This window comes from Spiroplasma endosymbiont of Cantharis lateralis, assembly GCF_964030855.1.
Taxonomy (GTDB): domain Bacteria; phylum Bacillota_I; class Bacilli_A; order Mycoplasmatales; family Mycoplasmataceae; genus Spiroplasma_A.
In genome coordinates this window covers 666,214-679,872 of the sequence record NZ_CAXIQF010000008.1, presented here as the reverse complement: position 1 = coordinate 679,872, position 13,659 = coordinate 666,214, and the positions used below count along the sequence as shown (strand labels likewise).

12 protein-coding genes and 1 pseudogene are annotated in these 13,659 nt (G+C 26.5%); 4 read left to right on the top strand and 9 right to left on the bottom strand.

The genetic code is table 4. From position 1 onward, the window contains the following. Positions 1-30: 30 nt before the first annotated feature. From AAHM99_RS05490 to AAHM99_RS05475, 4 genes and pseudogenes are all read left to right on the top strand, one after another. A pseudogene (locus tag AAHM99_RS05490) lies at positions 31-1,384 on the top strand (transposase family protein). A gap of 165 nt (positions 1,385-1,549) precedes the next feature. After that, positions 1,550-1,969 (top strand): hypothetical protein, encoded by a 420-nt coding sequence (locus tag AAHM99_RS05485; RefSeq protein WP_342275658.1) that lies wholly within the window; start codon positions 1,550-1,552, stop codon positions 1,967-1,969. A 108-nt stretch (positions 1,970-2,077) separates the two neighbouring features. Further along, entirely contained in the window at positions 2,078-2,443 is a 366-nt protein-coding gene (locus AAHM99_RS05480) for a helix-turn-helix domain-containing protein (RefSeq protein ID WP_342274828.1), read from the top strand. Then, positions 2,422-3,297, top strand: a complete 876-nt coding sequence (locus tag AAHM99_RS05475) for an IS3 family transposase (protein ID WP_342274829.1) — start codon at positions 2,422-2,424, stop codon at positions 3,295-3,297. The genes AAHM99_RS05480 and AAHM99_RS05475 overlap by 22 nt, the downstream gene beginning before the upstream one ends. A gap of 79 nt (positions 3,298-3,376) precedes the next feature. Here the strand turns inward: AAHM99_RS05475 and AAHM99_RS05470 are convergent, their stop codons facing one another. The 9 genes from AAHM99_RS05470 to ylqF form a co-directional block, all read right to left on the bottom strand. Then, entirely contained in the window at positions 3,377-5,254 is a 1,878-nt protein-coding gene (locus tag AAHM99_RS05470; protein WP_342275657.1) for an ABC transporter ATP-binding protein, read from the bottom strand. Between the two features lie 187 nt (positions 5,255-5,441). Continuing rightward, the gene (locus AAHM99_RS05465) at positions 5,442-6,197 is read right to left on the bottom strand and encodes a DNA-processing protein DprA (RefSeq protein WP_342275656.1); all 756 of its coding nucleotides are present in this window, start codon (positions 6,195-6,197) and stop codon (positions 5,442-5,444) included. Further along, a complete protein-coding gene (locus tag AAHM99_RS05460) occupies positions 6,197-6,502 on the bottom strand; it encodes a single-stranded DNA-binding protein (RefSeq protein ID WP_339029471.1) in 306 nt (101 codons plus the stop codon). Before AAHM99_RS05460 ends, AAHM99_RS05465 begins: the two co-directional genes overlap by 1 nt. 67 nt (positions 6,503-6,569) lie before the next feature. After that, on the bottom strand, positions 6,570-7,208 hold the full coding sequence (locus AAHM99_RS05455) for a lipoprotein (protein WP_342275655.1): 639 nt from the start codon (positions 7,206-7,208) through the stop codon (positions 6,570-6,572). A 40-nt stretch (positions 7,209-7,248) separates the two neighbouring features. After that, the gene (locus AAHM99_RS05450) at positions 7,249-8,898 is read right to left on the bottom strand and encodes a dicarboxylate/amino acid:cation symporter (RefSeq protein WP_342275654.1); all 1,650 of its coding nucleotides are present in this window, start codon (positions 8,896-8,898) and stop codon (positions 7,249-7,251) included. A 16-nt stretch (positions 8,899-8,914) separates the two neighbouring features. Then, positions 8,915-10,246 carry a CoA-disulfide reductase gene (locus AAHM99_RS05445; RefSeq protein WP_342275653.1) on the bottom strand — a complete coding sequence of 444 codons (1,332 nt, stop codon included), beginning with the start codon at positions 10,244-10,246 and terminating at the stop codon, positions 8,915-8,917. A gap of 108 nt (positions 10,247-10,354) precedes the next feature. Beyond that, on the bottom strand, positions 10,355-12,034 hold the full coding sequence (locus AAHM99_RS05440; protein WP_339029477.1) for a phospho-sugar mutase: 1,680 nt from the start codon (positions 12,032-12,034) through the stop codon (positions 10,355-10,357). Continuing rightward, entirely contained in the window at positions 12,024-12,656 is a 633-nt protein-coding gene (locus AAHM99_RS05435) for a ribonuclease HII (RefSeq protein WP_342275652.1), read from the bottom strand. Before AAHM99_RS05435 ends, AAHM99_RS05440 begins: the two co-directional genes overlap by 11 nt. Further along, a complete protein-coding gene (gene ylqF, locus AAHM99_RS05430; protein ID WP_342275651.1) occupies positions 12,650-13,609 on the bottom strand; it encodes a ribosome biogenesis GTPase YlqF in 960 nt (319 codons plus the stop codon). The genes AAHM99_RS05435 and ylqF overlap by 7 nt, the downstream gene beginning before the upstream one ends. Positions 13,610-13,659: the final 50 nt, after the last annotated feature.

The following is a 13,659-nucleotide window of genomic DNA, read 5'->3' as shown; positions in this document are numbered from 1 at the left end:
CCTCCTTTATAATCAATAAATGGAGGTTTTATGAAAGGACTAATATTAAATACCATGAAACAAGAACAACTAAGATTAATTAAAGACTTATCTTTAAGAAAAGAATCTATTAAAAATACAGCCTATAAATTAGGTTATAGTGTTAGACACACAAGAAGAAAACTTAAAGAATATCAAGAGATTGGAGCAAAAGCTTTTATTCATAAAAATACCAATAAAATACCTATAAATAAAATTTCACAGTTATTTAAAGATGAAATAATTGAATTATTTCAAACTAAATATTATGACTTTAGTATTAAACATTATTGAGAAAGAAATTGAAAAAGCAAAATAAGCTATTCTGCAATTAGACACATATTAATAGAAGAAAATATTTTAATTGATACTCTTAACAGAAAAACAAAAAAAGATATTCGTAAAAATTTAAAGGCAGCAAACCAAGAAAATTTAACAAGCGAGTATCTTTCAAAATCAATTATAACAAGCAAACCCCATCCTACTCAAAAGAAAATTGTAAAGTTTGGAGAAATCTATGAAACTGATGCTTCAAATCATCAATGGATTAAAAACTTAAAATGTCATTTGCATATTGTAATTGATAAAGCTAGTAAAAGGATTTTGGCAGGCTATTTCAGTGAACAAGAAACTACTGAAAGCTATTACAATATCTATAAAAAAGCCTTTAAACATTACGGTTTACCAAAATTAAATGTTAGTGATAATAGAAATGTTTTTAGTAGTAAAAATAATCGTGATCACTTTGGTGATAGCGTTTCAAATACACAATTACAATTTATTTTTCACTCTCTTGGAGTAAATACAAAAACAACTTCAATCCCCCAAGAAAAAGCATTAGTTGAAAGAACTTTTGGAACATTGCAAAGAAGATGACCTCAAATAATTAGACTCTTAAATTTAAAAAATATTGATCAGTTAAATAATTATTTACCTCATCTTATTCAAGAATACAATCAAGATTTTTCAATCCCTTTAGACCAATTAGAATCAGTAACTAGAGAATTTGATCAAGATGAAGATATTGTTTTCTCTTATCGAAGTGAAAGAATTATTGATAATGGTCATAGTATTAGTTTTAAAAAAAATAAGTGATTTATATGTAAGGGCTTTACTCCAATTTACTTTAAGCCAAAGTTAAAAGTAATGGTTATGGAAACTGTAAATAAAAAGTATTATGCATTAATTGGAAATGACATTTACAATCTTATTCAAGTTGAAGATGAACGTTTACATGGAAGTATGAAAACACTATCTGATAAAGAATTTGAAACTACCAAAATACCCAAAATTGAATCTCCTTGAAAAGCAACTAACTGATATTTTTTTTGATAGAAAAAGAAAAAATACAAGATCTATTTATTAGATAAATCTTGTATTTTGAGACATAATCGCTTATTATCTACATTAATAATAAAAACCAAAAAATATTTTATAAATACTGATTTTTTTTAATAAAATAATAATGTTGAAAAACACAAAGGGAGAAAAATAATGAAAAAAAATACTATCGATATTATCAGCGTTTGGATTGAGTGGTACTGGATTTTTAGCAACTGCTAATGTTGTTTCATGTACAAATGATATTGAATTGCCAGAACAGCCAAAATCATATGAAGAAGCACAAGCACAAGCAGATATTCATGAAGAAAAATATAAAAAGCTTAAAGCTGAAATTCAAAATGAAATGCCCGATTTTCAAACTGAAAAAGAAGCAATTAATTGAGCTCTTAAAAGTACAAAATATCAAGAAACTTTGATTGAGGCGACATGAACTTTTGCTTATATGGTTAAGGCTTTATGATTTTTACAAGGAGAACAACCAACAGAGTCTATTGAAGAATATGAAGCAAATATGAACGATGCTAATACACAAAAAGTATTAACATCAAAAAGCAAAAAGAGTATAAATTCAATAATTAATTGAGCTAAAATTAGTCCTTTATCATAATTATAGATATTAAAAAACCTCTTATTAGAATAAGTGAATATAATCCTCTATGTATAGAGTTAGAATAAAAAAATTCTAATATAATCTATATAGAAGAGGATTTTTTATATGGCAAATTTTAAAGGAAATAAATCAAATATGGTATCTTTGGAAACTAAAATAGAAGTTGCAAAGGATTGAGCAATTAATCAACAAAGTTGAAAGAAATTAGCAAAAAAACATAATGTTTCATATTCTGCTGCAAGAAAATGAGCTTTAGGATATGAAGAATATGGAATTGAATATCTCAAGAAGATTTCTTCAAGAAAGGGACAAACCGCAGGAATTAAAAAAATTGATATAGAGCTAAAAAATAACCCATTTAGAAAAGAGATTCTGGAACTTAAAAAGAAAAATAAACTTTTAGAAATGGAGAATGAGATACTAAAAAAGTTCAATCAGTTCCTGGAGGATTGAGAAAAAAACAACAATTAAAGTATAACTATATTGAGAAAAATAAATCTGATTGATCAATTATTTTTTTATGTAAAGCACTTAAAACAACACAATCAAGTTATTACAGGTGAGTAAAAAAAGAAAGGCCCTCATTTAATTATAAGTTTGATGAGGTTTTAGCCGATTATATTTTAGAGATATTTAATTATTATAATCATATTTATGGTTATCCTAGAATCAATATAGTTTTAAAGCGCTTTTATAATATCAATGTTTCAAATAAATTAGTTTATAAATATATGAAACTTTTGGGAATAAGATCAAAAATTAGAATAAAGAGAAATATAAAACCAAAAGAGATCAAAGTTAGAAATTCTAAATACCCTAATATTGTTAATAGGCAATGAAATAGTTTTGATAAAGGTGAATTATTTGTAACGGATGTTACATATTTGCCTTATGGTTATAATAAGTTTGCATATTTGAGTATTATGAAAGATGTTAATACTGGCTTTATAGTTGGATATGATATATCTATGAGAAATGATAATAAAATTTATTTTAGAACATTGAAAATGGCTGAAGGCTATATGCTAAAAAATAAGAACTTAATAATTCACTCAGATAATGGCTTTCAATATACATCAATTTTTAGTCAGATGTATTGTAAGATGAATAAAATCTCTATATCTTTAAGTAGACCTGGAAACTCACTAGATAATGCTGCTTGTGAAACTTTTTTTTCTTCTTTAAAAACAGAGTGATATCAAAAGAACTTGAACTCTTTTCAAGAAGTATACAATAATGTTTTGGAGTATATTCAATTTTATAATTTCAAAAGAATAATGGTAAAGCATGAAAAAACACCATGAGAAACATGGTGTTCTAAATAGAATAAAAAAGCTATTCTATACTTGACATAATATGCTTACTTATTAGAATAAGAGGTTTTTTAATATCTTTTGAACAAATTTAACCCATTAGACCTGCATCATATAGATTTTTAAAGTGTCCAGTTTTACTTTTTAATTCACTAAAACTTCCAACTTGAGCAATTCCTTTTTCTGGAGCTAATACTATAATTGTATCAACATTTTTTATTGTACTTAATCTATGTGCAATTGTAACAGTTGTTCTCCCCTTCATTAGACTATCTAATTTAGATTGAATTTCTTTTTCAACTATATTATCTAAAGCACTTGTTGCTTCATCTAAAATTAATAATTGAGGGTCTTTTAAGAACATTCTTGCAATTACTAATCTTTGTTTTTGTCCACCAGACAACATAAATCCACGCTCACCAAGAATAGTATTATAGCCTTCTGGTCATGTCATTACTAAATCATGTAATTCAGCTAATTTTGCTGCCTCTATTGCTTCTTCATCACTTGCATCAAAACGTCCATATTTTATATTGTCAAGAACATCTCCAAATAAAATTTGAGGTTCTTGTTCAACATAACCAACTTTGTCTAAGTAACTTGATAAATTTACATCTCTTAAATCATTAGTTCCATTTATTAAAATTTGACCTTTAAATGGATCATAGAATCTTAATAAGAGTTTTGCAATTGTTGATTTTCCAGCTCCAGTTTCACCAACAAAAGCATATGATTTACCATGCTCAAATGTAAATGAAAATTTTGGAATAATAACTTTTTCTGGTTTTTCTGGGTATCTAAATTCAACATCTTTAAAAATAATTTCTTTATCAATATTTTCAATTTTAATTCCTTCTTCAGGATTATAATGTGGATCAATTCTTGATTTTGAAGTTATAATTTCATCAATTCTTACAGCTGAAGTTGAAGCTTGAATTAATCCTATTTGTAACCTCGCTACTTGCATAACTGGTCCAACCATTGTTCCAACAGATGATATAAATGATGTTAAAACAACAGAAATTGTTGTTGGATCATCATGTCATTTTATTGCAGCTGCAATAACAATTATCATCTGAATTGAACTTATTCCTGCCACTAAAATAGTTACTATTGTAGATTGTAACTTAATTAAGCTACTTGATTTTTTAAAGTAATCTTTATGAATTTCTTTAAATCTTTCAGTTTCATAATTTTCAGTTCCAGAAGCTTTAATAAGTCTAACTGTAGCAATTCTATCTGTTACATCTCCATTAATTGATGTTATAGAATCTCTTGTTTTAAAAGCAGCCTTTTTTACAATTCCAAAACTTGAAAAAATTGATGTTACAATTACAATCATTGTTATTATTACAACTATTGTTAAATAAGTATCTATTGTAAACATCATAATTAATGCTCCAAAAAATGTAAATGATGCATTTAACATTGTTACTGGGATTTGTTGTGCTTGATCTCCAATAATTTGTGTATCTGAAACAATTTTTGTTAAAATCTCTCCAATTTTTTTATCAGAATAATAACTCATATCTTGTTTTACTAATTTTTCTAGAGTTTTATTTCTTAATTCAATTTCTACATTTTTTCCCATTATTCCTGCTAAGTAATTTGAAGCAAAAGTAAATATTGCTAATGATGCAAATAATCCAAGTTGCACATAAATTCAATCTACTCAAGTTAAATTAAAACCAAATAATGGTGTAGTAGTAATTGGTTCTCCCTGACCTTCACGTGGAGGAACTAATATTATCATAATATTTTGAATAATTTTAGGACTTAAAACTCCTGCAACTGAAGAAGCAAGTGTCAGTATAACTAAAAAAATACCAACTATAGGATGTCTTTTTAAATAATGAAAAATAATTGCAAAAAATGCTTTTCCACTTTTTTTCTTTTTAAAATCATTATTATTAGTTTTTTTTGTTTTTTCTTCTGAAATTAATTCTTCAGTAATATTTTTATTTGACATTTCTTCACCTTTTTCTTAAAAATTATACATTAAAAAGCAAAAAAAAGAGAGATAAATCTCTCTTTGAATTAAATAACTTTTATCATTTGTGTGTCGGGAATAAAATGATTAGTTAATTTATACTTAGTTTTTTTAGGCCTAAGCCTTACAAGTGTGATATCTCTATCACAAATTCATTATATCATTATTAGATTTGATTTAATATATCTTTTGCATTTTCTACTAATTTTGCCCCGTCTTTTATTAGTTTATTTGTAGAATTCCTAGAATAGATACTATCGGGAATTGCAAAAACCTCTTTACCTTCATTTATTGAAAATGAGAATAATTTTTTTATAATATCTTTTTCTTTAAACTGAATGAAAAGAATTGCTTTTGAGATACCACAAATCATTCTATTTGCATAGTCTCCCATAAGATTAATAATATTACTATTAGATTCATATACTTCTGTAATTGCCAATAAATTTTTTCTTTCTGGTACATCAATTGTTTTTCTAAGATAATCTTTCATGCTTTCTTCAATTATTTTAATTAATTTATAATCATTTTTTAATCCAGTATCCAATACCTCATTATTAACGCCAATATTTTCAATTGTTGAAAATACAGTACCCTCTTCATTTAAGTCTCTCATAAATGTTTGTGTACTTTTGACTCCATAATCATTAATTTCTTCTCCTCCAACCAAAGCAATTGTTTTATTATGCTTAGACATAAGAGATATATCACCTTTGTAAAATATCACAAATGGTGGTTTATGGGTATTTTTTAAGTAATTTGGATATAGCGGACTTAATATAGTTATAAAATTGCAATCAATCTTATTTGAAACTTCATCCAAATCTTTATGAGTTATTTTTTCTTTTATATCCAAAGCATTATAGATTTGATCTCAATCACCATTATATTTTATTGAAAAATATAATAATACATTTTCCATTAATTTAATTGAAAAATTTTATTTGCAACTAATTCATTTCCATATTTATTATTTTCTGCATTTCCAAAAGAAACAATTCTTCCTTCCACACCAATATAGGATTGATCAAAATATTCATATTCCTCACCTAAGATATTGGATCAAACTTTTACATTTATAAAATCATCAATAGTTTCTCCCGATTTGGTTTTATAATTTCTTGGTACTTTTAAAACAAATTTATATAATTTTTTTTGACCATCTTTAGAATCAAAGACAACTTGAGGTTCACCCTCCATTTGGCCAATAATAGTTACATTATTCATATCAATACTCCTCCTACTATTAATATCGACATAAAAATAAAAAAAATAATTGATTAATCAATTATTTTTAAATAATTTTAATATTAGCTTCAAAATCTTTTTCAACATTGTCAGCAGATAAAAACAATTTTAAATTGAATCCAATTTCAGCATTTTCCTTTGCATTTACAATTATATTATCTCCATTTTGTATATAATTGATTGATTCAGTACTACTTGAATCAATTTTAAAATTAATTAATTCTTCATAATTTAAAATTACAATTGTAGATTTAGAACCAGCTTTTAAATCTAAACTATTGTCTTCATTTAAACCCTCAACTTTAATATTTTTGTAACCCTCTAGATTTTTAACAATTTCAAACTCTATTAATTCTGTATATGCATTTTTTGCAGTTAATTTTATTCATTCTTTTTTATGGTTTTCGTCTGTTTTATTAATAGAACCAGCTTTTATTATAATCTCATCATTCATTTCTCCCACTAGTTCAACATTAAGATTTGATGAACTTTCAATTTTAAGAGCATTAATTTTACTTCTATTTTTTATTTTTAATTTAATTGATTCAAACTCCTTTATAGTTTCTGGTGGTTTTTCAAAATCAATTGTTTTAAATTCCTTAATATTTTCATTACATGCAATAACTAAACTTGAAGACGAGATAACTAATGAAGTGGTTGATAAAATAGATAATATTTTTTTCATTATTTTTTATCTCCTTTTTCATTATTTTTGTCTTTTAAAACTATTTTTTTTCTTTATATACTTCTTTTTCTTGTTTTAAATCATCTTTTAATTTAAGTTTTAATTTTTCTTTTTCTTCTTTTGTTAAGTCTTTATTTCTAAGTTCTTTCATTGTGGAAGAGTTTAAAGTAATAATTTTATTAGTATGTTCATCCTTTAAACCTTTATTTTCAAGAATTCTTTGTTGGGATTTAAGACCCTTTTCACTTAAAAGATTTGATCCTTCTTCAATAAGTCCCTCTGTTTTTGCAACAATTGTTGCAACAGCTACACCTCCAACAACATTTGCCCCTGTTCTTCCCATATCAAATAATCCATCTAAGGGTGCAATTAGTTGTAGAACACTTCCTGCATAGCCACCAAATCCAATTCCTCCTAATACCCCAACAGTAACAACTGTTGCAGTTCCAGGAACACCAGCTATCCCAAGTGATGCAATAACAGTAACAAATAGAGCCATTATGAAGAATGTAAATAATCCCATATCATGAACAGCGCTTCCTGAACCAGTTCCTGTTCATAGAATACTTGTAGCTAATCCTGATTGAACTCCAGCACAGGCAATCAATCCCATAGTTGTAGAAATTGGTTGAATTGTATTAGCAGCTCTTCCATTTACTTTCATATCTTGTGTTAATGTTTCCATTGCAATTGGCAAGGATGCATTGGAAGATTGAGTAGAGAAACCTTGTATTAAAGGTTTTCAAGCATTTTTTCATCAAGCCCCAACTTTGATTCCACTTAAGAAAATTTCTAGTGTTAAAAGACCTAAAGCAATTGCTACTCCTAAATAACCTACTCCTATAATTTTACCAATTGAAACTAATGCCCCAATTGGTCTTGAAGTAATTGAAACAGTAATCATAGACATAACAGCCAATGGCATTATTTTCATAAATGTCATTAAAATTGACATCATGACATCTCATCCAGTATCCATAGCTTTTCTAATTGCTTCCATTTCAACATGTTTTCTTTTTGATAGAATTTTTACACTTCCACCAGCTAAAGCCCCAACTACCATTACAGGAATAATTGTGTTTTTAGATAGAGCTCCTACAATATTGTTGGGAATATAATCTCAAATTATTTGTGGCAATGGTACATTATCTTTACCTGTAACAGAAGAATCAGGTGTTAATTCAAATCCTTTTCCTACTTTTACTAATAATCCTATAAAGAAAGTTATTGTAAACATTACAGCCACATTAAATAATAATAGAGCAATCCCCTTTGCTGTAATTCTTCCTAAACCAGTTTCTCCAGGTTTAGATGTTATTTTAAATATTGCAATAAATACAATTGGCACTGTTAATAAGTAAACTCCATTTATAAATATATTTTTAAAGAATGAAGCTCAGATATTTAACTCATAAATTCAATATAATTCACTTCAAGGTTTGGAAATTTCTTCAAATGAATCTGAATTAGGAAAACCAACAATGGATTGTAAAACAATACCAAATATTAACCCAATTGACATTCCGAGTATAACTCTGTACATAAATGCAAATTTATATTTCTTTAAAAAGAATCATAAACCTACTTGTAAAGAAATAAATATAGTTATAGATACAAGTGATTGTCATGTACTAATAGCTACAAAATCTCTAAGTAAATTATGACCTTGTTCTTCTGCTAAGAATTGCATATAATCTCTCCTTTTTTTATTTGTTTAACTTAGATAAAGCGATATGAATAATATCGACAGTTCTTGAAAATGGTGGAGCATAAGGCAAGTCAATTTGTTCTAAATCAGAATTTACTTTTGCCTTTTGCCAAATTAAAGCTGCCAAAGCATAAATTCTTAAAACAGAACTATTACTTCCAGCCATTTGAGCTCCCACTATTTCTTTTGTATTTTCATTAATTATCAATTTAAGATATAAGTCTTTTTGATTTGGAGTATAGTTTGTGTGATCCTTATCTTTAATAAAAACAGATTTTATATTCATATTATTTTTTAATGCCATTTGTTCTGTTATTCCAGCTCTTGCTATCTCTAAATCAAAAATTCTTAACATTGAACTTTGAATAGAACCAACAAACTTTGCTTTTTTTCCAGAAATATTATCTGCTATCACTTTTGCAAATTTACTTGCAACTGTAGCTAATGGTGAATAAATATCTTCATTATTAATATAATCCTTAGAGGTTGCACAATCGCCAGCTGCATAAACACCCTTAACATTTGTTTCACCCTTTTGATTAACAATAATTGTTCCTCTGTCATTCATTTTTAACTCACTATTTTTTAAGAATAAAGTATTTGGTTGAAAACCAACAGAAAGTAAAACTGCATCTGCTTTAATTTCTTTACCACTTTTTAATAAAATTGAACTAACCTTTTTATTTTTCAATTTTATTTCTACTAATTGTTCTCCAAGTAAAGTATTAATTTTTTTATCAATTAATTTTTCTTCTATTAAATTAGAAATTTCTTCATCAAAAGCCTTTTTCATAACTTTTGACTCCATTTCCAATAAATATACTTGTTTATTCAATTCAGTAAGGCTTTCTGTCATTTCTAATCCAATAAAACCAGCTCCAACAACAACAATTTTTTTGATTTTGTCATTATTAATTATTTTTTCCTTTAATAAAACTCCATCTTCTAATGTTGTAAGAGAAAAAACATTTTCTCCATCAACACCACTAACATTTGGCTTAATAGGCTTTGCCCCTACTGCTAAAACTAAATTATCGTAATCTTCAAATTGACCATTAAAAAATACTTTTTTATTTTTGAAGTCAACTGAATCTACTTTTGTATTAGATATAATTTTAATACCTGTTTTTTCAAACTCTTCTTTTGTTCTTGCTATTAAAATATTTTTATCTTCAAAATTATTTGCAACAAAATATGGAAGTCCACATGCTCCAAGAGAAACGTAATCCTTTTCTTGTATAACAGTTATTTCTATACTAGGATCATTTCTCTTAAGTCTAGCAGCAACACCCATTCCAGTTGCACTACCGCCAATAATTAATGTCTTCATTTTTCTCCTTACCTTTGGCTTGCAATATATTAATGCCAATATTATTATAAGTACTAAGTTCGCTTTTTTCATTTTAAATATAAAAAAATAATGACAAGCATTATTTTTTTATATTTCTAAGAATTTTTTCAAATCTTTAAATAATAATTCACATTTAGACATTGCAGCCTCTTCATTATTACTTACACAAATGAAATATATTTTTATTTTTGGTTCAGTTCCCGAAGGCCTTACTGCAAATCAACTTCCATCTTCAAAGTAAAACTTCATTAAATTTTGTCCAGGCATATTGAATAAACCGTCAATATAATCTTCAACATAATTTAACTTTAAGCCACCCATTGATGAAAACTCTTCTTCTCTAAGCTTTTTCATAATAGGCTCTACTTTTGATTTAATTTCTTCCGGCTTAAAATTTAAGTTTTCAGTGTATGTATAATAATATCCATATTTAGCATATAGATCATTTAATACATCTATTAAAGTTTTACCTTTTTGTTTATAATATCATGCTGCTTCAACTAACATTGTTGTTGCTTGAATTCCATCTTTATCTCTTGTTGATGAATCAAGAACATATCCATAACTTTCTTCGTATGCAAATACAAAATTTAGATCTCTTTCAGGCTCTTTTAAAATTTCTGAACCCATTCATTTAAAACCTGTTAGAGTTTTTATAACTTTAACATTATAAGTTTCATTTGCTATTCTATCACCTAAATCACTTGTAACAAAACTTGAGTACATAGCTGGATTTTTAGGAGTTAACTTATGTTTTTTCATTTGACTTAATTTTCATTCAATTAATAATGGACCAGTTTGATTACCATCAATTCTAATTCATTTTCCCTTATGATTAACAGCACAACCAATTCTATCTGCATCTGGATCTTGAATAATTATAATTGAAGCATCTTTATGTTTTTCTCCATATTCTAAAGGGATTTTTCAAGCAGGTTCAAATTCTGGATTTGGATTACCAACATTTTTAAACGTTGCATCTTCAAATGCATGTTCTTTTACTTCTATTACTTCATAACCAAAACTTCTCAATAATGGTGGAGTAAATTCAGTTCCTGTTCCATTAACAGCTGAATAAATCATTTTAAATTTATCTCTTGATTCATTCTTATAAAATTGTAAATTTTCAATCATTTCTTTATATTTTTTTAATACATTTTGAGGAACAACTTCTAAAAGAGTTTTATCAAACTTATAATTTCAATTTAAAATATCACTTATTTCTTCCATATATTCAGCAATTATTTTTGTATCTTCATCAATTAATTGACATCCAAATTCATCATAAATTTTATATCCATTATAAACTGCAGGATTATGACTTGCAGTAATTACAATTCCTCCAATTGCATTTAATTGCTTTGTTGCAAAAGAAACTACTGGAGTTGGTTTCATAATATTATCTTTAAATAAATATGCTTTAATTCCAAAACTTGTTAAAATCTCAGCAGCTAATTGAGAAAATTCTTTTGAGAACTTTCTATTATCATGACCAATAACAACACCTCTATTTAAAACATCTCCATATTTTGATAACAATAATTTTGCATAACTCATTGTCACTTTTTTAATTGTGTATAAATTAAATCTACCTGGTCCGGCACCAAGAATACCTCTTATACCAGCAGTTCCAAATTCTAATTGTATATTAAATGCAGCATTTAATTCATCATCACTAGCTTTTAATAATTCCTCTTTTAAATTTTCATCTAAGTGATTAGATTTCAATCACTCCTGATAGACTTCATTATTTTTATTAAAATTCATGTTTTTTCTCCTTTAGAAATTTTATTGGTTTATAAGAAAATCTATGAATATCCAAAACACCAAACTCTTTAACTCTATTTTGGTGATCAATTGTACAATATCCCTTATTTTTTATAAAGTTATATTGCGGATATTTTAAATGATAATTATTCATTATCCTATCTCTATAAACTTTTGCTAAAATGCTTGCAGCTCCTATAGTAATGCTCAAGTTATCTCCCTTAATAATTTTTATGGTTTTACACAAATCTAATTCTATATTTTCTCCATCAATTAAGCAAACTTCTGGCTTAATTTTTAATTTTTTAATAGAATCTACCATTCCTATCTGACTTGCTTTCTTTGGATTAAATTCATCCACAAATTTTGAATCATATTCACAAATGCTATAGTCAATACAATTTTTTTTAATTTCATCAAACAATTCTTCTCTTTGCTTTTCATTTAATAATTTAGAATCTTTAATTTTAAAGTTGTTATACTCAGGTTTTAAAATTACAGTTGCTACAACAATTGGACCTGCCATTGCTCCCCTACCAACCTCATCACTTCCAGAAATTAAATTAACCTTATTTTCTTCTCTTATTTTTTGATCAAATAAGTATCTTGAGTTTTCTATCATTCCACTGTTAAATCACTTACTACTGTTGAATCTAAATCATTTTCCTTAATTGATTGTTTTGATATTTCCTTAATTTCAATTGGTTTTTCAAATGAGATTTTTCCCAAATTATTTTTAATGATGTCATGAATAAATAACTCAATAGCTCTTTCAACATCAGCTATTTCATCAAGAATTGTAAATTTATTTCTTTTAGCAATTTCTTCAAAGATAGTGAATGTATCATCATAATCTATTGGTCTTAATACATGCTTATTAATTTTATAAGTGTTTTCAATTAATGATGGATATGAATTATAAATATATCTCATTAATTTAGTTGCCATCCTCTCTTTTGGAATGACATCCAATCTAATTGAATTAGTAGCAGCGCAATTACAAGCTACGGTTTCATTTTCAAACTTTGCAGGTAAAATTCCAGGAGTATCAATCAATGTAATATTGTTTGTCATTACAATTCTTTGCATTCCCCTTGTTACTCCTGGCTTATTACCTATTTTTAAAGTCTTACCTCTTGAGAGCTTTGAAATAACAGTTGATTTTCCAACATTTGGAATACCAACAACTAAAACATTAAGTTGTGGTTTTTCTATTCCCCGTTTTTTTTGTTTTAATTGTGATTCTTTTGTCATTTCATTTATAAGCTTTAAAACATCACTATAAATATCAGCTTGTTTATCTTTTACAATGTATGTTATATTTCCAATGGATTTAAAATATTCAGTCCATTGATTAGTTATCTCTTTATCTGATAAGTCAAATTTAGTTAAAATTATTAACCTTGGTCTAGTGTTTAGAACTTTTCTTAATAATGGATTTTGTGTTGAAAAAGGTGCTCTTGCATCAACAATTTCCATAACAAGATCTACTATAGAAATCTTTTGTTCAATTTCTTTAATACTTTTATTCATATGACCTGGGAATCAATTAAAACTTGATTTTTCATCATTCATAGGATTACCTCCTCAGTGATAGTATCATTTTATAGTTTAATTATTAAAAA